This is a genomic window from Microbulbifer elongatus, from assembly GCF_020524885.1.
Lineage (GTDB): Bacteria > Pseudomonadota > Gammaproteobacteria > Pseudomonadales > Cellvibrionaceae > Microbulbifer > Microbulbifer elongatus_A.
On the sequence record NZ_JAIVKJ010000001.1, the window covers coordinates 191,641 to 216,534 of the forward strand.

Here is a 24,894-nt window from a genome sequence, read left to right on the forward strand (position 1 = left end):
GATTTCCCAACCCGGTGGATTTTTTATGCAGAGAGTCTCTTCTCCTCTCGTTCCCGAGTTTTCGCTGTCCCGCATCGCCTTCGGTCTCTGGCGACTCACCGACTGGAACTACTCCCCCGCTGAGCGTCTGTCGCTGTTCGAGCAGATGCTGGACCTTGGGGTAACCACTTTCGACCTGGCGGACATTTACGGTGACTACCGCTGTGAGCAGACTTTTGGCAAAGCGCTGAAGCTGAAACCGCAATTGCGCGAGCGCATGGAAATCGTCAGTAAATGCAGCATCCGCCTCGCCGGCGAAGCCTCCGGTGCGCGTATCAATCACTACGACACCGGAGCAGCGCATGTGCGTAATGCGGTGGAAACCAGCCTGCGCGATATGGGTATCGAGCAGATGGACCTGTTATTGCTGCACCGCCCCGATCCGCTGATGGATGCCGATGCGCTGGCGGAAGTGCTTGAGGCGCTGGTGGCGGAAGGCAAGGTGAAACACCTCGGGGTTTCCAACTTCCTGCCTCATCAGTTTGACCTGCTGCAATCGCGCCTGTCTCTGCCTCTGGCGGCCAATCAGATCGAAGCCTCCCTGCTGCACTCCCTGCCAATGTTTGACGGCCAGCTGAATCACTGCCAGCAACACAAGGTCATCCCTATGGCCTGGTCACCGTTTGCCGGTGGGCGCTTGTTCAGTGGTAGTGATGAAGATGCCGTGCGGGTGCAGAGGGAGCTTCAGCGACTGACCCAGGCACGCGGCCTGGATGCGGAAAGCGGCCCGATGCAGCTGGCGTTGGCGTGGCTGCTCAAACATCCTGCGCAGATGATCCCGGTTTTGGGCAGTGGCAACCCTCAACGGCTGGAGTCTGCGTTGGCAGCCTTGGAAATGGAGCTGGATCGGGAAGAGTGGTTTGAACTACTACGTGCCGGGCGTGGGCGGGATGTGGATTGATTTCGCTTCGGTGGTTTTCGCTCGATAGCTAGCGCGGTGGCGGTGCCGCCGCCGGGTATCTGTTCGCGAGACACGCCGTGAACCCATCCATGGGGGCTCTTCCGCGAGGTCCCTCTCGCGGAAGGTCTCGCGAACAGATCCCCGGCGTCGGCACCTTCGCATGAGCCAAATACCACGATTTGAATTTAGTGGGTTGTAGGCTGCCTACGAAGTTGCGGAGTTGGGGTTAAAGCTGAAGTGCTGGGCAGGTGTTTTTGAAAGCGTCGGCGACAGGGATGTATTCACAGGGGGGCGCCTAGCTCGGTTTCAAAAACACCTGCCCAGTGCTTCAGCGCCACAGGAATAATTTCGAAGCTCCCATTACCTCGAAGTTGAGAGCTACCCGACGTACGCGTTCTCAGGCACCAAGTCGTAATTCACATCACCCAGATCGAAGTGCTCCAGCGGAGCCAGCTGCATGGGCACGCGATAGCAGCGCAACAGGTCGTTGTTGCGACGGTCCATGACTTCCAGGTCGTCTCCGGCAATGCCGTGGAGCAATCGGTCGAACTCGGTAACCGCAGAGGCAATAACCGATTTGTATTCCAGCTCGTCGCCCAGTTTGATGTAGCGAGCGTCGCCGTTGGCGGTCTCGATGCGCAGCCAGCCCGGGCCGCGGTCGGCGCCGGCAACACCCAGTACCAGTGCACCCTGCTGGTCCTGGCACAGAGGTGTCAGTTCGTGCACCGATGGTTCCGCGTCTACCTCGGTGCCAACCCATACCCATCCAGGCAGGCCGATACGGGTCAGGTGCCACTCGGACAGCCACACCGTCTGGTCGTCGTCCACACGGAACTCACTGTATTCCTTCTGGCCGCTGCGGCTGGCGAGATTCACATTCGCGCCTGGATTGTCCTTGCGGAAATTGTGCAGCTGCTGGGTCATCTCGTAGTTCACTTCCCAGTGCTTGCACAAGCGCCACTGCATCGGGTACTCGCCCCACTCCACCAGATATTCCTCGCGCTCGCGGATGGTCTCCGCCACACGCCAGAAAGCGCCATCGACGAGGATGCAGGTATCGCCCGGCTTGCTACCCGGCGCGATGATGCTGTGCTCCGGGGAGGCCTCGGAAGCGTTGACCACATGCTCACTGCGGCCTTCAATCACCTCGTACCATGGGAAACCGTGGCGCAGGGGCGGGGGGAATGCGAGGGGAGGGCGGCCTGCCAGCAGGCGGCGGAACAAAACCGACTTCTCGATTTCCAGGTCGGAGAGCGTATAGCCTTCCTTCTGTGTGATCTGCCCCCAGGCAAAAGCTGCCCGTACCAGTTGTTTTTCTCTGTCTGAAAAGCTCATTTTTCTCGGCGGGGTGTCGGCGCGTAGTAATTATTCGATAGGAAAATGACCGCAAACCATACCACCGCCCGTGCCGGGGTGCTACGACTATCGCTGTGAGCGTTGGTAGGCCGTGGGCGGGGGCGGAAAAAGTCCGGTAGACTGGTCGGGTTTACTGGCTGGCCTGACGGGCCATTGCCGCCCCATTTTCAACTGGCTGTACAAAAGCAGGAGTGAGTATTGGACTCAAGGACGCCTCTCATCCCCAGCCGATTGCGTGTCTGGCTGGGCTTGTCTGTGATTGGCAGTGCGCTCTCTATGAGTGTCATTGCTGAAGCGGAGACACCGCAACCGATCGCCCCTGTAACGGCGAAGCTTGAAAGTGAGCCCTGCTACGCGGACGGTTGGCCGGAAGCTTTGCGTTGTTATCGCGTGCCTGTCAGTGAGGAAGGGGATGTCGCGCTGTCGGTGCTGGTTGCGCCGGCCGTAGATAGTGGCCAGAGCGAGCCGCTGTATCTGCTCGCCGGTGGTCCCGGTCAGGCCGCCAGTGATCTGGCGCGCCTGCTGAATCCTCTGCGCAAGTTGAATCGGGGGCGGGATATCGTGATGGTGGATCGCCGCGGTGGTGGTCGTTCCGATGCCTTCGACTGTGGCCTGGGTGTCGATACCCCGAGCAGTATTGAGCTTTTCACTGCGAAGATGGCGGCCTGTTATATCGGAGCCGGTCAGCGCCCGCTGACCATCAACAGTCGCCAGACCGTGGACGACCTGGAAACCGTGCGTCGGTCTTTGGGACATGAGCGTATCTCCCTTTGGGGCGGTTCCTGGGGTACGCGAACCGCGCTGCTGTACCAGCAGTGGTATCCGGACTCTTTGCAGAGCCTGGTGCTCGACGGTGTTGCGCCAATCGATACCAAGGTTTTTCTCGCTGCTTCCGCGGCAGAGTCTTCCCTGCAGGAGCTGGAGGAGGCCTGTAGTGAGGATCCGGTCTGTGCCGGGTTTGGCGAATGGCGCAGTCAGCTGGATACCTTGCTGCGCAACTGGAGTGACGCACAGGCGAGTAGCTTCCCCGATCCGTTTACCGGCCGCGCCGTGGACGAGCCTGTGGAAACCTGGATGCTTGCCGGCGCAGTGCGCACCGCGCTGTATGACCCGGCCGCTGCGGCGCAACTACCGTTTGCGGTGAGCGAGGCGAGTCGCGGAAACTATGCGCCGCTGTCCGGCATTCTCGGCCTGTTTGCAGATATGGAAGGCGGCATGTCGATGGGGCTGACGCTGTCGGTGGCCTGTGCCGAAGAGATGAACCGCATCGATGCCGCGGATATCGCACGGGACGCCGAGGGAACGTTTATTGGCGATATGTTTATCCGCGTCTTTGTCGAGGGCTGCAAAGTCTGGCCGGTGCCGCCTCAGCCCTACGACGCGCCGGAGCCCCGCGAACATCCGGTGCTGTTGATTTCCGGTACCGCAGATCCGATTACTCCTCCGAAATATGCCGACGAACAGCTCGGCTACCTGCCCAACCAGCAACATCTTGTTGTCCAGGGGGGTGGGCATATCAACTCCGCGCGCGGCTGTGTGCCGGACCTGATCCTGCAGTTTCTTGACCAACCCGGGGTCCCGTTGAATGACCGCTGTCTGGCAGATATCCGTCGTCCCCCGTTTGCGGCGGGCGCCTTCGGCCCGGCACTGATACCGGAGCTCGCGCTTCCCGAAGCGGACTCCATGCTCGCTGGGGACAAGAGCGCCGGAGAGACACCCTCCAGTGAAGAAGTTGCGGGAGGTGACCAGCCATGATTCGCGTTGACAAGATTTGTAAATCCTTTGGCGGCCAGACGGTGCTGCGCAACCTCAGCTTCGAGGTGCCGGACGGCCGTATCACCGCGCTACTCGGTGCCAATGGCGCCGGCAAGACGAGCTGCCTGCGCATTGTATGCGGCTTGCTGCAGGCGGACTCCGGCCAAGTACTGGTGGGCGATGCGGACCCCGCAAGCAATCCCATGGCGGTGCGCCGCCAGCTGGGGGTGGTCGGAGACCGCGAGGGCTTGTACGAACGCCTCACTGTGCGCGAGTACCTGTCAGTGTTTGCGCAAATGCAGGGGCTTTCCGGGGCGGTGCTGCAGGAGGCCCTCGATGCGGTACGCAACGAGCTGGAGCTGGATGGGTTGTGGAACCGTCGCACCAAGGGCTTTTCCCAGGGGGAGCGCATGAAAGTGTCCCTGGCGCGCGCTTTGGTACACCGTCCCCGGCACCTGATTCTCGATGAGCCCACCCGCGGCCTGGATGTTCTGGCGGTGCGCCTGCTGCGTAAAACCCTGCTGCGGTTGCGCGCCGCGGGCACCACCATCCTGTTTTCCAGTCACGTAATGCCGGAGGTGGCGGAGCTGTCTGACCGGGTACTGGTGATGGCTTCGGGGCAAATCGTGGGGGCGGGGACGCCCGAGCAGCTGGCTGCGGAGACCGGTTGCAGCTGCCTCGAAGACAGTTTTGTGGCGCTGGCCTATGGACCGCGTCCGACCATGGCGCGAGTAGAAGGAGAGCCGGCGTGAATCCGGGAGCATTTATTCACGGGTGGAAGCAAATGGCCCCGCTGCTGCGCAAAGAGTTGCTCGAAGCCTGGCGCGACCGTCGCGCCCTGGTCATGGCGGTGTGTTTTTCACTGATGTTTCCGGTCATGCTGGCCGGCGGCACCACCTTTATGGTGAAAAAGCAGAGCGAGGAGGTCACCCGGGTTGCATTGCTCGGTGCCGAGCGCGCACCGCTGATCAGTGAGCGATTGGCGTCGCCAAACCTGGCGGTGACCAGACTGGAGCGGGGAGAGCCGCGTGAACTGCTTGCCGGGGAATACGATATAGTGCTGGCCTTTAGCGAGGATTTTTCCCGGCGCTACCAGGACTTTCGCGCTCCCCAGGTTTATCTGTACGTGAACAGTTCCGAATCCACCAGTGGGCGAGCCCGGCGCGATGTGCAGGAGCGCCTGGGTGCGCTGCAACAACTGGTGGTAACCCAGCGTCTGACAGCGCGGGGTGTGGCGCCGCGTACGCTGTCGCCGTGGCGGGTGGAGACCCGGGATGTGAGTACGCCTTCCAGTCGCGGCGCATTGATTCTGGCCACGGTGCCGGGGCTGTTGATCATGACGCTATTTATTGCCTGCCTCTCTACCGCGGTAGACAGCTCTGCCGGCGAGCGCGAGCGACTGAGTCTGGAGCCATTATTGCTGCAGCCGCTGGCGGGGTGGCAGATCATTACCGCAAAGACCATCGCGGTGGCGAGCCTTGGCTGGCTGGGGTCGCTGCTGGCAATTGCGGCACTGGTAGCGCTGATGCCGGTTATGCCGCTTACCGAGCTCGGTATTCAGCGAGCGACGACGGTGGGGAGCGTGATCGCCATGGGGGTGATCATGCTGCCGCTGGCGCTACTGGTCGCCGTATTGCAGATACTGCTGGCGTTGCGCTCCCATTCGTTCAAGGATGCCCAGACCCAGTTGAGCATTTTCCAGATTGCGCCGCTGGTCATGTTGATGATGCTGGATATCGCCCAGGTAAAACTGGCGGAAAGCTGGCAGTTACTGCCATTGGTGGGGCATCAGCAGTGGCTCAAGGGGTTGCTGATCGGCGACGGGGTATCACCCGTTTGGATGCTGTCCGGCTCTCTGGTCACTCTCCTGCTGGTGGCGGTAGCGATAATGATGGGTGCCCGGGCCCTGCGCCGGGAAAACCTGCTGTCGGCCAGTTGAAGGCTGCCCGGGTTTTCTGTCAGATGATTTTTGGAGTACTTGGAAGACTGTGTCAGTGACAATTTGCGAATCTGAACGCGAGGGGCTGCTCACCATTGACCTGGGGGCAGTGGTTGAGAACTACCAGTGGCTGCGGGCGCAGTTGAAAGGGGCCACTGAGTGCAGTGCCGTGGTGAAGGCGGATGCCTACGGTCTGGGTGTGGCTCAAGTGGCGCCGGCGCTGTTTGCTGCAGGCTGCCGTAGCTTTTTTGTTGCTACCCAGCGGGAAGGGGAGGCGTTGCGCTCGGTTCTTCCTGCGGAGGCCACTATTTATTTGCTGACAGGTGTTCGGCCGGGTTGCGAGCGCGATTGCGCGCAAGCCTGTCTGATCCCGGTACTGGTTACTACCGAGCAGCTGCAGCGCTGGTGTGAGTTGACGCTGGGGCTGGGCGGGGATGCATCTCTCGCGGCACCGGCGGCGCTCAAGGTTGATTCAGGTATGACGCGCCTGGGGATGGGCGCTGAAGAATTTACCGAATTGCTGGCGCAGGAGAGTCTGCTGCGGAGCGCAAATCTGCAATTAATCCTCAGTCACCTTGCCTGTGCAGACGAAGCTGGGCACGCACAGAACCTTGAACAGCTAAGCGCCTTTACCGGTATGGTTGGGCAATTGCGCCAGGTATGTCCCAATGTGCGCGCCAGTTTGGCGAACTCGGCGGGCATCTGTCTCGGGGATGAATTCCACTTTGACCTGGTGCGCCCTGGCTCGGCGCTCTACGGGGTTAATCCCACACCTGTGCAGCCCAACCCCATGCGGCCAGTGGCCAGTCTGCACCTGCCGGTACTGCAATTGCGCCAGCTCAGTCGCGATAGTGCCGTGGGTTACGGCGCGACGCAGACCGCGGTGGCGGGCAGTTGGTTGGCGGTAGTCAGGGGCGGCTATGCGGACGGTCTGCTGCGCGCCCAGAGCGGTCGCGGTTGGGGCATGGCCATTGCCGGGAATGAGCGAATTCGCGTCCCTATGCTGGGGCGGGTCTCCATGGATACCACGGTATTCGATGTATCTGGCTTGAGCGATGAGCAGCGCGCAAAGCTGGTGCTGATCGAAGTGCTGGGGCAGGCCATTACCGTCGATGACATGGGGGAGGCAGCGGGAACCATTGGATACGAAATCCTGACTTCCCTTGGTCACCGCTACTGCCGTCAATATCGTTAAGCCGCCTTTCTGGCTTAAACCGCCAAAAGTAACCGGCGAAATTATTCAACGAAATTGTTTAACAAAAAGTAACCATCAGAATTTCTGCTCTAGGGCAGTCAACTCTGGAGAGTGCATCTTGGTCTCCCGTACTACACCCGAATCGTCCCCCAGTTCACTGGCCACCCTGCGCCCACTGCTTCAGTTGCTGGCCGATGGAGAAGTGCACTCAGGCGAGTCCCTTGGGGAAGTGCTGGGGGTGAGCCGTGCGGCGGTGTGGAAGCAGCTGCAGAAGCTGGAGCCGCTCGGGCTTCAGGTGGAGTCGGTAAAAGGTCGCGGTTATTGCCTGGCCGGCGGGCTCGATCTGCTGGATGCGCTAGATATCGAGCGGCAGCTCGGCGCCAGTGCGGCGTCGCTGTTAAGTGACTTGCAGGTGTATGACCAGGTGGATTCCACCAATGCGCGGGTGCTTGCCAGCCTTGAGTCCGGATCCGGGCACCGGCAGGTGGTACTGGCGGAGCAGCAGACCGCCGGTCGCGGCCGGCGCGGTCGCGCCTGGGCCAGCCCTTTTGCCTCCGGTGTCAGTATTTCCATCGGCTGGCAGTTCAGTGGCGGGGTGCAGCTGCTGGAGGGGCTGAGCCTTGCTGTGGGAGTGGCACTGGCGCGGGCGCTGTCTAAGTTCGATGTGCCGGATGTGCGCCTGAAATGGCCCAATGATGTGTGGTGTCGCGGCCGCAAGCTGGCCGGCGTGTTACTGGAGCTGAGTGGTGACCTGACGGATCGTTGCGCGGTCGTGGTGGGTATTGGCCTCAACATGCGCATGCCCGCGGCGGCGGCTGAATCCATAGGGCAGCCCTGGATCGATCTCGCCGAGGTGCGACCGGGTATTTCGCGCAATGCGCTGGTAGCGGCGATGCTCGATGAGCTTTTACCGATGCTGGAGCAGTACCCGGAATCCGGTTTTGCGCGCTTGCGGGAAGAGTGGCTGGCGCTGGATCAGTTTGCCGGTGCCGAGGTGTGCCTGCAGTCCGCGCAGCAGCGCTGGTGTGGTATTGAGTGTGGCGTCGACGCCAGTGGTGCGCTGTTACTGGACATCGATGGCGAGCGAAAAGTGTTTCACGGTGGCGAGGTTTCCCTGCGCCCTGCGGATCGCAGCTGAATGAGTGGAAAATTGAATATTCTGGAGTTGGACCAGGGCAATACCCGGGCCAAGTGGCGAGTGATCAGGTGTGCTGGCGAAGATGACGTGAACGTTGTCGCGCGAGGTGTGTTCGATCCCGGGGACTGGTGGCGATCGAAGTCGTTGCCCGCTGTTTGGGCAGAGCATGCGCCGGCCCGAGTCCGGGCTGCGAATGTGGCGGGCCCTGGTGTGGCCGAGTCTATTGCGGCCCGGCTGGCGGGGGAGTTCGGCGTGGATGTCGAGTTTGCGCGGGTAGCCGCTGAGTGCGGCGGCGTGCGCTGTGCCTATCAGGATGTTTCGCGCCTGGGGGTTGATCGCTGGCTTGCGGTGCTTGCCGCATTTCGGCGCACACCGACGCCCGCGCTGGTGGTGGACTGCGGCAGTGCGGTCACCCTGGATCTGCTCGGCGCGAACGGTGAGCACCTCGGGGGGTACATAGTCCCGGGGCTCGGATTGATGCGCCGCGCCCTGTTCAGTGAGACCGACGCCGTGAAAGTGCCGCAGCCCGTTGCCTCACTGGACTCGCTGTCCCCGGGGCGGGATACCGCCGATGCGGTCAATCACGGATTGCCGTTGATGGTCCTCGGCGCAGTGGAGCGCACTTACGATACGCTCGCGCATCAGTGCGCAGTGGAGGGGCTACCCGGTCCGCGACTGCTGTTTTGCGGTGGCGATGGTCGTTTTCTCGCGGACTGGTGTGATCGCCCGTGTGAGGTTGCTGAGGATCTGGTCATGGAGGGGTTGGCTCTTTCCAATCCATAAATACTCCCTCTATTGCACCTGTTGAACGGGTTTTTCACTCGCGGTTGTGCGCCAGTAGCTGCCAGAAGTGTGGCAGGGTTGGCTACAATGCGCCTTGCTCTGCGGTTAGGCGCTTTCTGCCCCCTGCCGCGGTTCCCTGATATTAACTGCCCGGTATTAACTGACGGGTTTTGATTGCCTGAAATTATGCGCTGGATATTCATGTTGTTGGTGCTGGCCAATGTCGGCCTGCTTGCCTGGTTCCTGTCGAGCGGCAAACCCTCCGTGGCGCGGGTTGCTCCTGTTGTCGAGGGGGAGGCTGCTGCCAGTATCTCGCTAGTGAGTGAGGTGGATCCTGAAGAGTTGGTGCCTGCACAGGCTCAGCCTCAGGTGCCTGCAAATCAAAAATCGGGCGCGGAGCGGTCGCCTGCGGGTGCTCAGCCTGCTGCCTCAGATGCGCTGTGCACCCTGGTGGGGCCGTTTGAAGAGGAATATCAAGGGGAGGATGTCGCCCAACGCCTGCGAGCGCTGCAAATGGAGGCGTCCCTGCGGGAAATCGAAATGCAGGGGCAGATGCGCTACTGGGTCTACCTGGCGCCGCTAAACTCTTCACAGGAAGCGTTCCGCAAGCTCCGTGAGCTGCAGGCCGCGGGTGTCGATAGCTACGTTATTCCCAAGGGGTCGCTGGAAAACGGTATTTCTTTCGGGATTTTCTCTGAGATCGAACGCGCGCAGGTGCTGACCAAAGAGTTGCAGGATCGCGGTTTCGCCGCCGAATTTCGCGAGGAGCCCCAGACGTACCTTGAGCGCTGGGTGGTGCTCGGTGCGCTGGGTGGAGCCGAAGATGATGGCGGGGTATCCCCGGAGTCTGTCGCGGATGATTTCTGGGAGCAATTACAGCTGGATTACCCGGATATCGGTCGCCGTCAGAACCTGTGTAGCGAGATTCGTAGCGGCGCGGAAGAGTAATCTGGCGGCGAACTGGGGGTGAGGAGGTTCGGGGTGAAGAAAAGCGACATTCCCCTGTTGCTTGTCACGGACACTTCCCCTAGAATCCCGCCTCCACTTCAGGGGGGATCAACAACCCTTGAGGTGAGCGAGGCCTTCGGGTTTCGCGGTGAAGTCGCAAGGCTTCGTTTTGGAGATGCTGACGTAGCTCAGTTGGTAGAGCAGCTGACTTGTAATCAGCCGGTCGGGGGTTCGACTCCTCTCGTCAGCTCCATCTCTATCCTGTTTCACAGGCTGCTGAAGAAGTTCAGTTAAGTGTGTGAATTTTAAGGAAAAACTTGTTGACATCGAATGGGTCGCTGTAGAAAATACGCACCGCTTTCGAGCAGGGGTTCCCGAGTGGCCAAAGGGATCAGACTGTAAATCTGACGCGCAAGCTTCGGTGGTTCGAATCCACCCCCCTGCACCATTATTTTAGATGCCTGTGTGCTGGCATCGAAAGTAGAAGAGGTTGTTTGGTCTTCTACTTGGAGGTTTTCGCACGCGATAGCGCGGGCATAGTTCAATGGTAGAACCTCAGCCTTCCAAGCTGATGATGCGGGTTCGATTCCCGCTGCCCGCTCCATGTTCTAGTGCGGAGCCTGGTTTGGAAGTTGCCCCTATGGGGTGTAGCAGGCGGCCCCGCCTGCGCCGGCGTAGTCGTCGGCATCTGGAGTAAGCTCATGTAGCTCAGGGGTAGAGCACACCCTTGGTAAGGGTGAGGTCGGCGGTTCAAATCCGCCCATGAGCTCCATTATTCGTAGCCGCGGTGACCTGTGTCTCCGCGGTTATTTGTATCCGGGTTTTTTGTCGTGAGGCAGGTCGGATGCGCAGGCTCCCGAGCGGACTCTTTTCTGTGAGTGGGCGGGAGCCGTTCTTGGTAAGGTCGCTAGTTCGGCTCACGCTTATATTGGGAGGCCCGCAATGGCAAAAGAAAAGTTTGAACGTTCCAAGCCCCACGTAAACGTGGGTACCATCGGTCACGTTGACCACGGTAAAACCACCCTGACCGCTGCGCTGACTCGCGTATGTGCGGAAGTATGGGGCGGCTCCGCCGTTGCTTTTGACGGTATCGATAACGCACCGGAAGAGCGTGAGCGCGGTATCACCATCGCTACCTCTCACGTTGAATACGAGTCCCCGACCCGCCACTACGCGCACGTAGATTGCCCGGGACACGCCGACTACGTTAAGAACATGATTACCGGTGCTGCCCAGATGGACGGCGCTATCCTGGTATGTTCCGCTGCTGACGGCCCCATGCCGCAGACTCGCGAGCACATCCTGCTGTCCCGTCAGGTAGGTGTACCTTACATTGTGGTATTCCTGAACAAAGCCGACATGGTTGACGACGAAGAGCTGCTGGAACTGGTAGAGATGGAAGTTCGTGAGCTTCTGGACCAGTACGAGTTCCCGGGTGACGACACTCCGATCATCACCGGTTCCGCTCTGATGGCGCTGAACGGCGAAGACGACAACGAAATGGGTACCACCGCTGTTAAGAAGCTGGTTGAAACCCTGGACGAGTACATCCCGGAGCCGGAGCGTGCAGTAGACCAGCCGTTCCTGATGCCGATCGAAGACGTATTCTCCATCTCTGGTCGCGGTACCGTGGTAACCGGCCGTGTAGAGCGTGGCATCATCCGCACTGGTGACGAAATCCAGATCGTTGGTATCAAAGAGACCACTTCTACCACCTGTACCGGTGTTGAAATGTTCCGCAAGCTGCTCGACGAAGGTCGTGCTGGTGAGAACATTGGCGCCCTGCTGCGCGGCACCAAGCGTGACGAAGTAGAGCGTGGTCAGGTACTGGCTAAGCCGGGCTCCATCACTCCGCACACCAAGTTCGAAGCGGAAGTGTACGTGCTGTCCAAGGATGAAGGTGGTCGTCACACCCCGTTCTTCAAAGGCTATCGTCCGCAGTTCTACTTCCGTACCACCGATGTGACTGGTGCGTGTGAGCTGCCGGAAGGTACCGAGATGGTAATGCCGGGCGATAACGTCCAGATGGTTGTTACCCTGATCGCTCCGATCGCCATGGAAGATGGCCTGCGCTTCGCGATCCGCGAAGGTGGCCGTACCGTTGGTGCTGGCGTTGTAGCCAAAATCATCGAGTAATCGATGCGTTGAGTGCGGTCGCCAATATGAATTGGTGGTCGCACTTGCAAACGCTGGGGTGGGTGGTATGATCCGCCCCTCGTTTTTTCCGGTGCTGGCGTCTGCAGCCATGTATCCGGGTGTTCCAGGCCAGTAGTTCAATTGGTAGAGCACCGGTCTCCAAAACCGGCTGTTGGGGGTTCGAGTCCCTCCTGGCCTGCCAACTTTCAGATGCCCGCGAGGGGCCTGCAGTTGGGCTATCCTGTACTGCTGTCGCTCTTTGCGGTCGTTGGCAATAAAAGCGCCTTGCAGTATTGAGGCGCGCTAAAGGCTTCTTTGTATGAATGCTAAAGTAGAGGCGAAAACCTTTCGTCTTGACGGCCTCAAGTGGCTGTTGGTGGCGCTGCTCGTTGGTGCTGCTGTGGCGGGCAATTCCTACTACGCCGAAATCCCCCTGCTGTATCGTGTGTTGGCAATCGTTGCGCTTTGCCTGGTAGCGGTGTTTGTGGCAGTGCAGACCGAGAAGGGTAACGCCTTCTGGAATCTGCTGCGGGAAGCGCAAAATGAAGTGCGCCGGGTAGTGTGGCCGACCCGTCAGGAAGCGACCCAGACCACCCTGATTGTGGTGGTGTTTGTACTGCTGATGGCAGTCATTCTGTGGGCGCTGGATAGCGGGCTCGGTTGGGCTGCTTCCAAGATTATTGGTTAAAGGTTAATCCATGGCAAAGCATTGGTATGTGGTTCAGGCTTACTCCGGTTATGAGAAGCGTGTAAAGACTTCTCTCAAGGAGCGCATTGAGCTGCACGAAATGGACCACCTGTTTGGTGAGGTCCTTGTGCCCACCGAGGAAGTGGTGGAGATGCGTGCCGGCCAGAAGCGTAAAAGTGAGCGCAAGTTCTTCCCCGGTTATGTGCTGGTGGAAATGGAGCTGAATGACGATACCTGGCACCTGGTGAAAGAAACGCCGCGAGTGCTGGGCTTTATCGGTGGTAAGGCAGATAAGCCGGCGCCGATTACCGATCGCGAAGCTCAGGCTATCCTGAATCGCATCGATGACTCTGTCGATAAGCCCAAGCCCAAGACGCTGTTCGAGCCGGGCGAGATGGTGCGTGTTATCGACGGTCCGTTTAATGATTTCAACGGTGTGGTCGAAGAGGTCAACTACGAGAAAAGTCGCCTGCGGGTGGCGGTGTTGATTTTCGGTCGCTCCACTCCGGTAGAGCTGGAATTCGGTCAGGTAGAAAAGAGCTGATTTCGAGCTGGAAGGATTCGGCCCTCTTTCGCTTTGCGCGGAAGAGGGCTTTCGCGTCCCTGAAAACCCGGTATGCCTTGCGGTTGCCGGTTTTTGGGGCAAACAGGGGAGCTGAGCGTTGCACGTTTGTATGAGTGTACAGCGCAGGCGCTAACACCCAGTTAAAGAGGAAGCTGTAATGGCTAAGAAGATTGAAGCTTACATCAAGCTGCAAGTGAAGGCCGGTCAGGCCAACCCAAGTCCGCCCGTTGGTCCTGCGCTGGGTCAGCACGGCGTGAACATCATGGAGTTCTGTAAAGCGTTCAACGCGCAGACCCAGAACCTGGAGCCGGGCCTGCCGGTACCGGTAGTGATCTCTGTATACAGCGATCGCTCCTTCACCTTCATCATGAAGTCTCCGCCCGCCGCGGTTCTGCTGCGCAAGGCTGCCAAGATCAAGAGCGGTTCTGGCCGTCCGAACACCGAGAAAGTCGGTAAAGTGACTCGTGCCCAGATCGAAGAGATCGTGGAAATGAAAAAAGCAGACCTGACTGCCTCCGACATGGATGCAGCGGTGCGCACCATCGCTGGTTCTGCTCGCAGCGCCGGTATCGAAGTGGAGGGTCTGTAAGTGGCTAAATTGACCAAGCGTCAGCGCGCAATGGCTGAGAAAGTGGAAGCTGGCAAGGCATACGGCATCGAAGAAGCTGTAGCCCTGCTGAAAGAGTTCTCCAACGTAAAATTCGCAGAAACCGTTGATGCCGCTATCAACCTGGGTATCGACCCGCGTAAATCCGACCAGGCTGTACGTGGTGCTACCACTCTGCCGCACGGTACCGGTAAAGAAGTACGCGTTGCCGTATTCACCCAGGGTGCCAACGCTGACGCCGCTAAAGAAGCGGGCGCCGACGTAGTAGGCATGGACGAGCTGGCTGCTGAAGTAAAAGCCGGCAAGATGGACTTCGACGTGGTTGTGGCTTCCCCGGACGCCATGCGCGTTGTGGGTCAGCTGGGCCAGATCCTCGGTCCGCGCGGCCTGATGCCGAACCCGAAAACCGGCACCGTAACCCCGGACGTTGCGACTGCGGTTAAGAATGCCAAGGCTGGTCAGGTGCGTTTCCGCGCTGACAAGGGCGGCATCATCCACGGCGGTATCGGTAAAGTTAGTTTTGACGTCAAGGCTCTCAAAGAGAACCTGGAAGCACTGGTTGCTGACCTGAAAAAGGCCAAGCCGGCTTCTGCCAAAGGCGTATACCTGAAAAAGATCACCCTGAGCACCACCATGGGCCCGGGTCTGACTCTGGATCAGGCTTCTCTGGACGTTAAGTAATCCCCCAGGGATTCACTGCGTTCAGTAAAAAGAACTTTGGGGTTCGCCGCTCTTCCTGGGCTTTGTTTCTGGGCAGGGCGGCGGGCCGTCAAAGACCGTAGGTGCGGAGGGTATTTGAGGTTTAAATGCCCCCTGCTTAATCCGCTCTCCGGCCAGGTTGGCCAATAGGTTCTAAACCGAGGAGATCGAGCCTACGCAGACGGTGTGCCCAAACCAGTATTTTTACTGGATTTGAGCTTTAAGCACCGGAACGGGTCGGGTTTACATGTAATACCCGGCCTTCATTCAAATCCAGGAGTGACACTATGGCTATTGGACTCGTAGACAAGAAAGCGATTGTCGCGGAAGTCCAGCAGGCTGCTGAGGGTGCTCTGTCTGCGGTTGTTGCGGATTCCCGTGGCGTAACCGTGAATGACATGACTGCCCTGCGCAAAGAGGCTCGCGAGAACGGCGTTTGGTTGAAAGTCGTCCGCAATACTCTGGCGCGTCGCGCTCTGGCAGGTACCGAATTCGAATGTCTCGTTGAGAAATTCGTCGGCCCCAGCATTATTGCTTTTTCCAACGAACACCCGGGTGCCGGCGCGCGCATCCTGAAAGAGTTCGCAAAAGGCAATGACAAGCTGGAGCTGAAAGGTGCCGCCTTCGAAGGCGTAGCGACTGACATCGCTCTGTTGGCAAGCCTGCCGACTTACGATGAAGCAATCGCTAAGCTGATGAGCTGCATGAAAGAAGCCTCTGCTGGCAAACTGGTTCGCACTATTGCGGCCGTTCGCGACCAAAAAGAGCAGGAAGCTGCGTAATTATTTCGCTCGAGCGAAATGGCAGTTTTCAACTTTTAAAGAAATTACGAGCAGTTTCCTGCTCACACGAAATCAGGTACTAACTCATGTCTCTGACTAAAGAAGATATCATCAATGCGATCGCCGAAATGTCCGTTAAGGACGTTGTTGAGCTGATCGAAGCTATGGAAGAGAAGTTCGGCGTAACCGCAGCTGCTGCAGTTATGGCTGGCCCGGCTGGCGGCGAAGCTGCTGCAGAAGAAAAGGACGAGTTCGACGTAATCCTGGCCTCTGCTGGCGACAAGAAAGTGAACGTGATCAAGGCTGTTCGCGGCATCACTGGCCTGGGTCTGAAAGAAGCCAAGGCACTGGTAGACGGCGCTCCGAGCCCGCTGAAAGAAGGCGTGTCCAAGGACGAAGCCGAAGCAGCGAAGAAAGAGCTGGAAGAAGCTGGCGCTACTGTAGAACTGAAGTAATTCGGTTTTACAGATCACCGCCAACCGCTGAATTATCAGGGGTTGGCGGAAAGGCTGGTGGACATGTGTCCGCCGGCCTTTTTGCCGTTTGCGGCATAGGGCTTTTTTGCGCCATTTCCGGCGGGCCCGGGCCGAGCAAACGACAAACTATCGAGAGAATTCGAGAAGTTTGCGCACAGGGCGGTGCAGTTTTTAACCACCTGTTTTAAGCGTAGCGCAATGTGCAGAGACTTCTCGCCCGGATGGACTGCGTACCGTCAGATTTACTGACCGCAGTTCTGATGAAGTCTTGTCACCGATCAAGCTGGGGAATATGAATGGCTTACTCATACACTGAGAAAAAACGTATCCGCAAGGATTTTGGCAAACTGCCTAAGGTCATGGACGTACCTTTCCTGCTTGCGATACAGCTGGACTCGTATCGCAAATTTACTCAGGCCGACACGCGCCCGGATGAGCGCCTGGACATCGGCCTGCAGGCGGCGTTCAAGTCTGTATTTCCGATTGTCAGTTATTCTGGCAACGCCGCTCTGGAGTACGTGAGCTACACCCTCGGCAAACCTGCCTTCGATGTCAAGGAATGTACCCTGCGCGGCGTGACTTACGCCTGCCCGCTGCGGGTTCGCGTTCGCCTGATCATTTACGATAAAGAATCTGCTAACAAGTCCATCAAGGACATTAAAGAGCAGGAAGTGTACATGGGCGAAATTCCGCTCATGACCGAAAATGGTACCTTTGTAATTAACGGTACCGAGCGCGTAATCGTGTCCCAGCTGCACCGCTCCCCGGGTGTATTCTTCGATCACGACAAGGGCAAGACACACTCTTCCGGTAAGCTGCTGTATGCCGCGCGGGTGATTCCTTACCGTGGCTCCTGGCTCGACTTCGAGTTCGACCCGAAAGACCTCGTATACGTACGTATCGACCGTCGTCGTAAGCTGCCGGCCACTATCCTGCTGCGCGCCCTGGGTTATGCCTCCCAGGAAATGCTGGAAATGTTCTTCGAAACCAGCAAATTCACCCTGGAAGACGACACCGTTAGCCTCGAGCTGATCCCGTCCCGCCTGCGCGGTGACGTTGCCTCCTTCGACATCAAGGATGGCAAAGGCAAGATCATCGTTGAAGAAGGCCGCCGTATTACCCCGCGCCACATCCGCCAGCTGGAAAAAGCCGGTGTGGAAAACCTGGAAGCGCCGCTGACCTACCTGAATGGTCGCGTTCTGGCTCACGACATCATCGATGAGTCCACCGGCGAAGTAGCGGTTGAATGTAATACCGAAATCACTGATGAAGTGGTTGCCAAGCTGCGTGTCCTGAATGTGAAGAGCATTGAAACGCTCTACACCAACGACCTGGATTGCGGCCCGTTCATTTCCGACACCCTGCGTGCTGACCCTTCCCGCACCCAGCTGGAAGCGTTGGTAGAGATCTACCGCATGATGCGCCCGGGCGAACCGCCCACCAAGGAATCTGCCGAGTCCCTGTTCGAAAACCTGTTCTTCTCCGATGAGCGCTATGACCTGTCTGCGGTAGGTCGTATGAAGTTCAACCGCCGCCTGAATCGCGAGGACGAGACTGGCCAGGGCACCCTGAGCAAAGAAGACATCGTCGATGTTCTGAAAACCCTGATCGAGATCCGCAACGGTCGCGGCATGGTGGACGATATCGACCACCTGGGTAACCGTCGTGTGCGTTCTGTTGGCGAAATGGCCGAAAACCAGTTCCGCGTGGGCCTGGTGCGTGTAGAGCGCGCGGTGAAAGAACGTCTGTCCATGGCGGAGTCCGAAGGCCTGATGCCGCAGGACCTGATCAATGCCAAGCCGGTTGCGGCTGCGGTGAAGGAATTCTTTGGTTCCTCCCAGCTGTCCCAGTTTATGGACCAGAACAACCCGCTGTCGGAAGTTACCCACAAGCGCCGTGTATCCGCGCTTGGTCCGGGTGGTCTGACCCGCGAGCGCGCGGGCTTCGAGGTGCGAGACGTGCACCCGACCCACTACGGTCGCGTATGTCCGATTGAAACGCCGGAAGGTCCGAACATTGGTCTGATCAACTCCCTGGCGACCTACGCCCGCGCCAACCACTACGGCTTCCTGGAAAGCCCGTATCGCAAGGTTGTCGATGGCCAGGTTACCGACGAGATTGAGTACCTGTCTGCGATCAACGAAGCCAACTACGTGGTTGCACAGGCTTCCGCTGCGGTGGACGAAAACGGTCGCTTTACCGATGACCTGGTCAGTGTGCGTCACCAGTACGAATTCACCCTGAAGACCCCGGACGAAATCCAGTACATGGACGTGTCCGCCCGTCAGGTAGTGTCCGTTGCTGCGGCAATGATTCCGTTCCTGGAACACGATGACGCTAACCGCGCATTGATGGGATCGAACATGCAGCGTCAGGCGGTTCCGACCCTGCGCGCTGAGAAGCCGCTGGTAGGTACCGGCATGGAGCGCACCGTGGCGCGCGACTCCGGCGTATGTATCGTTGCCAAGCGCGGCGGTGTAATCGAGCGTGTTGATGCCAGCCGTGTGGTTGTGCGTGTACACGACGATGAAGTGGAAGCCGGTGATGCGGGTGTGGATCTGTACGGTCTCACCAAGTACACCCGCTCCAACCAGAACACCTGCATTAACCAGCGCCCGATCGTGAAGACCGGTGACGTGGTTGCGCGCGGCGACATCCTGGCCGACGGCCCGTCCGTCGACCTGGGTGAGCTGGCCCTGGGCCAGAACATGCGCATCGCGTTCATGCCTTGGAACGGCTACAACTTCGAGGACTCCATCCTCGTATCCGAGCGCGTGGTGCAGGAAGATCGCTTCACCACCATTCACATTCAGGAGCTGACCTGTATTGCCCGTGATACCAAGCTGGGCAGTGAGGAAATCACCGCGGATATCCCCAACGTGGGCGAGTCTGCGCTGAACAAACTGGATGAGTCCGGCATCGTGTACATCGGTGCGGAAGTGGGCGCTGGTGACATCCTGGTCGGTAAGGTAACCCCGAAAGGCGAAGCCCAGCTGACTCCGGAAGAAAAACTGCTGCGTGCCATCTTCGGTGAGAAGGCGTCCGACGTAAAAGACACTTCCCTGCGTGCGCCTTCCGGCACTCGCGGTACCGTGATCGACGTACAGGTCTTCACCCGCGACGGTCTGCAGAAAGACCAGCGTTCCCTGGCCATCGAAAAAGCCCAGCTGGACGAAGTGCGTAAAGACCTCAACGAGGAATACCGTATCGTTGAAGGCGCGACTTTCGAGCGTCTGGCGGCTGCACTGGACGGCCAGAAGGTTGCCGGTGGTAAAGGCGTCAAAAAAGGCGACGTGCTGAATGCTGAAGTACTCGCCGGCCTGCCGCGCGAAGACTGGTTCAAGCTGCGCATGGCGGAAGACAGCCTGAACGAGCAGCTGGAAAAAGCCGAAGCACAGCTGAATGAACGTCGCAAGCTGCTTGACGAGCAGTTTGAAGACAAGAAGAAAAAACTGGAATCCGGCGACGACCTGGCGCCGGGCGTGCTGAAAATCGTCAAGGTTTACCTGGCGATCAAGCGTCGCATCCAGCCCGGTGACAAGATGGCCGGCCGTCACGGTAACAAGGGTGTGATCTCCGTGATCAAGCCTGTGGAAGACATGCCGTACGACGAAAACGGTGAGCCGGTCGACGTGGTACTGAACCCGCTGGGTGTACCGTCTCGTATGAACGTCGGTCAGGTACTGGAAATGCACCTGGGTATGGCGGCGAAAGGTCTCGGTGTGAAGATCGATCGCATGGTCAAGGAGAAGCAGGAAGCAGCGAAGATTCGCGGATTCCTGGAAGAGGTCTACAACTCCACCGGCGGTCGCGTTGAAGACCTGAACGAGCTGTCTGACGAAGAAGTTCTGGCCATGTCCGAAAACCTGCGTCGCGGTGTACCCATGGCGACTCCGGTCTTCGACGGTGCTGCAGAGCCCGAGATCAAGCAGCTGCTGCGTCTGGCGGACATCCCGGATTCCGGTCAGATCACTCTGTACGATGGCCGTACCGGTGACTCTTTCGAGCGTCCGGTAACCGTGGGTTACATGTACATGCTGAAGCTGAACCACCTGGTAGACGACAAGATGCACGCGCGTTCTACCGGCTCCTATAGCCTGGTTACCCAGCAGCCGCTGGGTGGTAAGGCGCAGTTCGGTGGTCAGCGCTTCGGTGAGATGGAGGTGTGGGCACTGGAAGCTTACGGTGCCGCTTACACCCTGCAGGAAATGCTCACGGTCAAATCTGATGACGTGGAAGGTCGTACCAAGATGTACAAGAACATCGTGGATGGCGACCACCGCATGGAGCCGGGCATGCCCGAATCCTTCAACGTACTGGTCAAGGAAATCCGCTCGCTGGGTATGAACTTCGAGCTGGAAAACGAGTAACACTGGTATCAATCGGATTTAGTAGACAGAGGCCGGTGGCGGCGATTGCGAATCACTACCACCGGCACTTCCGGCCCCAGAGGCAGTTGGCCGGAATGACTACCCCCTAGTGGAGGAAAGGCCTTGAAAGATTTGTTAAACCTGGTGAAAGCCCAGGATCAGCTCGAAGAATTTGACGCTATCCGTATCGGTCTGGCTTCGCCGGACATGATCCGTTCCTGGTCCTACGGCGAAGTGAAAAAGCCGGAGACCATCAACTACCGTACCTTCAAGCCGGAGCGCGAAGGCCTGTTCTGTGCCAAGATTTTTGGCCCGGTAAAGGACTACGAGTGCCTGTGCGGCAAGTACAAGCGCATGAAGCATCGCGGCATCATCTGTGAGAAGTGCGGCGTTGAAGTAACCAAGGCGAAGGTACGCCGTGAGCGTATGGGCCACATCGAACTGGCCAGCCCGGTTGCCCACATCTGGTTCCTGAAGTCCCTGCCGTCCCGTATCGGCCTGCTGCTGGATATGACCCTGCGTGATATCGAGCGCGTGCTTTACTTCGAATCTTACGTTGTGACCGACCCGGGTATGACTACCCTGGAGCGCGGCCAGCTGCTGAACGACGAGCAGTACTTCGAAGCAATGGAAGAGTTCGCCGATGAGTTCGAAGCGAAAATGGGTGCAGAAGCCATCCAGGAGCTGATGAACGACATCGAGCTGCCGTCCGAGATCCAGCGTCTGCGCGAAGAGATCCCGGCGACCAACTCCGAGACCAAGATCAAGAAGCTGTCCAAGCGCCTGAAGCTGCTGGAAGCCTTCTACAAGTCCGGCAACAAGCCGGAGTGGATGATCATGCAGGCTCTGCCGGTACTGCCGCCGGATCTGCGCCCGCTGGTACCCCTGGACGGTGGCCGCTTTGCGACTTCCGACCTGAACGACCTGTACCGTCGGGTGATCAACCGTAACAACCGTCTGAAGCGCCTGCTCGAGCTGAACGCGCCGGACATCATCGTGCGCAACGAAAAGCGCATGCTGCAGGAGTCTGTGGACGCGCTGCTGGATAACGGCCGTCGCGGTCGCGCCATCACTGGTTCCAACAAGCGCCCGCTGAAATCCCTGGCTGACATGATCAAGGGTAAGCAGGGTCGTTTCCGTCAGAACCTGCTGGGTAAGCGTGTGGACTACTCCGGTCGTTCCGTGATCGTGGTTGGTCCGACCCTGCGTCTGCACCAGTGTGGTCTGCCGAAGAAAATGGCACTCGAGCTGTTCAAGCCGTTCATTTTCGGCAAGCTGGAAGCCCGCGGCCTGGCCACCACCATCAAGGCGGCCAAGAAAATGGTCGAGCGCGAAGAAGCGGTGGTATGGGACATCCTCGACGAAGTGATTCGCGAGCACCCGGTACTGCTGAACCGTGCACCGACCCTGCACCGTCTGGGTATCCAGGCGTTCGAGCCGGTACTGATTGAAGGTAAAGCGATCCAGCTGCACCCGCTGGTGTGTGCGGCGTACAACGCCGACTTCGACGGTGACCAGATGGCGGTACACGTACCGCTGACCATCGAAGCGCAGCTGGAATCCCGCGCGCTGATGATGTCTACCAACAACATCCTGTCGCCCGCTAACGGTGAGCCGATCATCGTACCTTCCCAGGACGTGGTTCTGGGGCTGTACTGGATGACCCGCGAGCGCGTCAACGATAAAGGTGAAGGCATGTTCTTCGCCGATATCAAGGAAGTGAGCCGTGCTTTCTACGCCAAGCAGGTCGGCCTGCAGGCGAAGATCAAGGTACGTATCGACGAAACTTCCATCGGCGAAGACGGTGAGAAGCAGGTTACCCGCACCATCTACGACACTACCGTTGGTCGTGCGCTGCTGTGGAACATCGTGCCGGAAGGCCTGCCCTTCGAGTACGTGAACCAGCCGATGAAGAAGAAGGCGATTTCCCGCGTTCTGAACGAGTGTTACCGCAAGGTGGGTCTGAAGGCGACCGTTATCTTCGCTGACCAGCTGATGTACACCGGTTTCGACTTCTCCACCAAGTCCGGTTCCTCCATCGGTGTGAACGACTTCGAGATCCCGGCGGCCAAGGCCGAGCTGATCGCTTCCGCGGAAGAGGAAGTGAAGGAAATCGAAACCCAGTTCGCATCCGGTCTTGTGACTGCGGGTGAGAAATACAACAAGGTTATCGACGTTTGGTCCCGTACCAACGACAAGGTAACCCAGGCGATGATGGCCGGTATCAAGAAAGAGCCGGTAATCGATCGCGAAGGTAAAGAGACCGAGCAGGACTCCTTCAACTCCGTATACATGTACGCGGACTCCGGCGCTCGTGGTTCCGAGGCGCAGATTCGTCAGCTGGCTGGTATGCGTGGCCTGATGGCGCGTCCGGATGGTTCCATTATCGAGAACGCCATTACCGCGAACTTCCGCGAAGGTCTGAGCGTACTGCAGTACTTCATCTCGACCCACGGTGCTCGTAAAGGTCTGGCGGATACCGCACTGAAAACCGCGAACTCCGGTTACCTGACCCGCCGTCTGGTAGACGTTGCACAGGACGTGGTAATCACCGAGATCGACTGTGGCACCGACGACGGCCTGACCATGGCGCCGGTGATTGAAGGCGGTGACGTGATCGAGTCCCTGGGTGACCGTATCCTCGGTCGTGTAGTCGCACGCGACGTGACCAAGCCTGGCAGCGAAGAAATCGCGGTACCGGCTGGCACCATGATCGATGAAGCATGGGTTGAGCGTATCGAAGGCATGGGTATCGACGAAGTGATCGTTCGCTCCGCGATTACCTGTGAGACTGCGCACGGTATCTGTGCCCAGTGTTACGGCCGTGACCTGGCCCGTGGCCACCGCGCCAACCCGGGTGAGTCCGTGGGTGTTGTGGCGGCCCAGTCCATCGGTGAGCCGGGCACCCAGCTGACCATGCGTACCTTCCACATCGGTGGTGCGGCGAGCCGTGCATCCGCGGCGGACAGCATCCAGGTGAAGCAGTCCGGTACCGTGCGTCTGCACAATGTGAAGACCGTGAAGACCGAAGGCGGCAACCTGGTAGCGGTTTCCCGTTCCGGTGAGCTGGCCGTTGCCGATAGCGCCGGTCGTGAGCGTGAGCGCTACAAGCTGCCTTACGGTGCTGTGATCAGCGTCGACGAAGGTGCGAGCATCGACGGCGGCCAGATCGTGGCCAAGTGGGACCCGCACACCCACCCGATCATCACCGAGGTGGCCGGCTGGGTGAAACTGTCCGGTATGGAAGATGGTCTGTCTATTCGCAAGCAGACTGATGAAATTACCGGTCTTTCCTCGATCGAGGTTATCGATCCGGCAGAGCGCCCGGCAGCGGGTAAAGACCTGCGTCCGGCGGTGACCCTGGTTGACGAGAATGGTGAAGAACTGACTCTGGCGAGCAGCAATGCGCCCGCGCATTACGCGCTGCCGCCGCGGGCCATCCTCAGCCTGAAAGACAGCGACAAGGTGAATGTCGGTGACGTAATCGCCCGTATTCCGCAGGAATCCGGCAAGACCAAGGATATTACCGGTGGTCTGCCGCGGGTTGCCGACCTGTTCGAAGCGCGTAAGCCGAAAGAGCCGTCCATCCTGGCGGAGATCTCCGGTACCGTGTCTTTCGGTAAAGAAACCAAGGGCAAGGTTCGCCTGCAGATCACTCCGCGTGATGGCAAGCCGCTGGCCAATGGCAAGGATCACTACGAAGTACTGATTCCGAAGCACCGCCAGCTGACCGTGTTCGAAGGTGAAACGGTAGAGAAGGGCGAGGTTATCTCCGATGGCCCGTCCAACCCGCACGACATTCTGCGCCTTAAGGGTGTGGAAGAGCTGGCGCGCTACATCACCAACGAGATCCAGGAGGTTTACCGCCTCCAGGGTGTAGGCATCAACGACAAGCACATCGAGACCATCGTTCGTCAGATGCTGCGTAAAGTTGAAATCCTTGAGATGGGCGACTCCGAGTTCATCAAGGGCGACCAGGTGGAATACCAGCGCGTGGTGGAAGAGAACGAACGTCTGCGCGCCGAAGGCAAGCAGCCGGCTCAGTTCGAGCGTCTGCTGCTGGGTATTACCAAAGCGTCCCTGGCTACCGAATCCTTCCTGTCCGCGGCCTCCTTCCAGGAGACTACCCGCGTACTGACCGAAGCGGCGGTAACCGGCAAGGAAGACAGCCTGCGCGGCCTAAAAGAAAACGTGGTAGTAGGTCGTCTGATCCCGGCCGGTACCGGTCTTGCCTACCACGCCGAGCGCAAGCGCAAGCGCACCCAGCAGGTATCCCACGGCTACGCCGAGGGCCCATCTGCGGAAGAGGTGGAAGCAGCGCTGACCGAAGCCCTGAAATCTTCCGGGGAATAAGGTCGACGGAACGGAGTAGTCTGACCGCCGGGTTCCCTTGTAGAGGAAGCTTGTCGGTCAGTTCCGGATTGCAGTTGTCAGGGGATGTGAGTGTTTACTTCGCCTGATGATTGACTCGCGGTGGCCGCGCTTATAGAATGCGGCCCCCGCTAATGGGGTGCGAT

The 24,894-nt window shown here is 58.9% G+C and carries 18 protein-coding genes and 5 tRNA genes; 22 read left to right on the plus strand and 1 reads right to left on the minus strand.

The annotated features are described in order from the left end of the window. Nucleotides 1–25: 25 nt before the first annotated feature. The gene (locus tag LC059_RS00670; protein ID WP_226701933.1) at nt 26–940 is read left to right on the plus strand and encodes an aldo/keto reductase; all 915 of its coding nucleotides are present in this window, start codon (nt 26–28) and stop codon (nt 938–940) included. A gap of 378 nt (nt 941–1,318) precedes the next feature. Here LC059_RS00670 and LC059_RS00675 read toward each other — a convergent pair whose 3' ends face one another. After that, nucleotides 1,319–2,275 carry a hypothetical protein gene (locus LC059_RS00675; RefSeq protein ID WP_226701934.1) on the minus strand — a complete coding sequence of 319 codons (957 nt, stop codon included), beginning with the start codon at nt 2,273–2,275 and terminating at the stop codon, nt 1,319–1,321. Between the two features lie 219 nt (nt 2,276–2,494). Between LC059_RS00675 and LC059_RS00680 the strand changes: the two genes are divergently transcribed. From LC059_RS00680 to rpoC, 21 genes are all read left to right on the plus strand, one after another. Then, complete coding sequence (locus LC059_RS00680) at nt 2,495–4,051, plus strand: alpha/beta hydrolase (protein ID WP_226701935.1); 1,557 nt, start codon at nt 2,495–2,497, stop codon at nt 4,049–4,051. Then, nucleotides 4,048–4,803 carry an ATP-binding cassette domain-containing protein gene (locus LC059_RS00685; RefSeq protein ID WP_226701936.1) on the plus strand — a complete coding sequence of 252 codons (756 nt, stop codon included), beginning with the start codon at nt 4,048–4,050 and terminating at the stop codon, nt 4,801–4,803. Before LC059_RS00680 ends, LC059_RS00685 begins: the two co-directional genes overlap by 4 nt. 32 nt (nt 4,804–4,835) lie before the next feature. Next, the gene (locus LC059_RS00690) at nt 4,836–5,990 is read left to right on the plus strand and encodes an ABC transporter permease (RefSeq protein ID WP_226701937.1); all 1,155 of its coding nucleotides are present in this window, start codon (nt 4,836–4,838) and stop codon (nt 5,988–5,990) included. 49 nt (nt 5,991–6,039) lie between these two features. Further along, nucleotides 6,040–7,185 carry an alanine racemase gene (alr, locus tag LC059_RS00695; protein WP_226701938.1) on the plus strand — a complete coding sequence of 382 codons (1,146 nt, stop codon included), beginning with the start codon at nt 6,040–6,042 and terminating at the stop codon, nt 7,183–7,185. A 118-nt stretch (nt 7,186–7,303) separates the two neighbouring features. Beyond that, nucleotides 7,304–8,323 carry a bifunctional biotin--[acetyl-CoA-carboxylase] ligase/biotin operon repressor BirA gene (birA, locus tag LC059_RS00700; RefSeq protein WP_226701939.1) on the plus strand — a complete coding sequence of 340 codons (1,020 nt, stop codon included), beginning with the start codon at nt 7,304–7,306 and terminating at the stop codon, nt 8,321–8,323. Further along, complete coding sequence (locus tag LC059_RS00705; protein WP_226701940.1) at nt 8,324–9,106, plus strand: type III pantothenate kinase; 783 nt, start codon at nt 8,324–8,326, stop codon at nt 9,104–9,106. A 201-nt stretch (nt 9,107–9,307) separates the two neighbouring features. Continuing rightward, the gene (locus LC059_RS00710) at nt 9,308–10,054 is read left to right on the plus strand and encodes an SPOR domain-containing protein (protein WP_226701941.1); all 747 of its coding nucleotides are present in this window, start codon (nt 9,308–9,310) and stop codon (nt 10,052–10,054) included. Between the two features lie 177 nt (nt 10,055–10,231). Further along, a tRNA-Thr gene (locus LC059_RS00715) sits at nt 10,232–10,307 on the plus strand. A 111-nt stretch (nt 10,308–10,418) separates the two neighbouring features. Then, nucleotides 10,419–10,502 (plus strand) — tRNA-Tyr (locus LC059_RS00720). Between the two features lie 82 nt (nt 10,503–10,584). Beyond that, nucleotides 10,585–10,658, plus strand: a tRNA-Gly gene (locus LC059_RS00725). A gap of 93 nt (nt 10,659–10,751) precedes the next feature. After that, nucleotides 10,752–10,826 (plus strand) — tRNA-Thr (locus LC059_RS00730). A 170-nt stretch (nt 10,827–10,996) separates the two neighbouring features. Further along, nucleotides 10,997–12,190, plus strand: coding sequence for an elongation factor Tu (gene tuf / locus LC059_RS00735; RefSeq protein WP_226701942.1), 1,194 nt, complete (start codon nt 10,997–10,999; stop codon nt 12,188–12,190). Nucleotides 12,191–12,316: 126 nt separating this feature from the next. Then, nucleotides 12,317–12,392, plus strand: a tRNA-Trp gene (locus LC059_RS00740). 117 nt (nt 12,393–12,509) lie between these two features. Then, nucleotides 12,510–12,878 carry a preprotein translocase subunit SecE gene (gene secE, locus LC059_RS00745; RefSeq protein WP_226701943.1) on the plus strand — a complete coding sequence of 123 codons (369 nt, stop codon included), beginning with the start codon at nt 12,510–12,512 and terminating at the stop codon, nt 12,876–12,878. Between the two features lie 10 nt (nt 12,879–12,888). Continuing rightward, a complete protein-coding gene (gene nusG / locus LC059_RS00750) occupies nt 12,889–13,422 on the plus strand; it encodes a transcription termination/antitermination protein NusG (RefSeq protein ID WP_224871603.1) in 534 nt (177 codons plus the stop codon). 178 nt (nt 13,423–13,600) lie between these two features. After that, nucleotides 13,601–14,032 carry a 50S ribosomal protein L11 gene (gene rplK / locus LC059_RS00755; protein ID WP_226701944.1) on the plus strand — a complete coding sequence of 144 codons (432 nt, stop codon included), beginning with the start codon at nt 13,601–13,603 and terminating at the stop codon, nt 14,030–14,032. Next, complete coding sequence (rplA, locus tag LC059_RS00760) at nt 14,033–14,731, plus strand: 50S ribosomal protein L1 (RefSeq protein WP_226701945.1); 699 nt, start codon at nt 14,033–14,035, stop codon at nt 14,729–14,731. A 305-nt stretch (nt 14,732–15,036) separates the two neighbouring features. Then, nucleotides 15,037–15,531, plus strand: coding sequence for a 50S ribosomal protein L10 (gene rplJ / locus LC059_RS00765; protein WP_226701946.1), 495 nt, complete (start codon nt 15,037–15,039; stop codon nt 15,529–15,531). An 86-nt stretch (nt 15,532–15,617) separates the two neighbouring features. Further along, nucleotides 15,618–15,986 carry a 50S ribosomal protein L7/L12 gene (gene rplL / locus LC059_RS00770; RefSeq protein WP_078083379.1) on the plus strand — a complete coding sequence of 123 codons (369 nt, stop codon included), beginning with the start codon at nt 15,618–15,620 and terminating at the stop codon, nt 15,984–15,986. A 317-nt stretch (nt 15,987–16,303) separates the two neighbouring features. Then, nucleotides 16,304–20,377: a DNA-directed RNA polymerase subunit beta gene (rpoB, locus tag LC059_RS00775; protein ID WP_226701947.1), complete on the plus strand. Its 4,074-nt coding sequence runs from the start codon at nt 16,304–16,306 to the stop codon at nt 20,375–20,377. A gap of 123 nt (nt 20,378–20,500) precedes the next feature. Further along, entirely contained in the window at nt 20,501–24,730 is a 4,230-nt protein-coding gene (rpoC, locus tag LC059_RS00780) for a DNA-directed RNA polymerase subunit beta' (RefSeq protein WP_226701948.1), read from the plus strand. Nucleotides 24,731–24,894 lie beyond the last annotated feature (164 nt).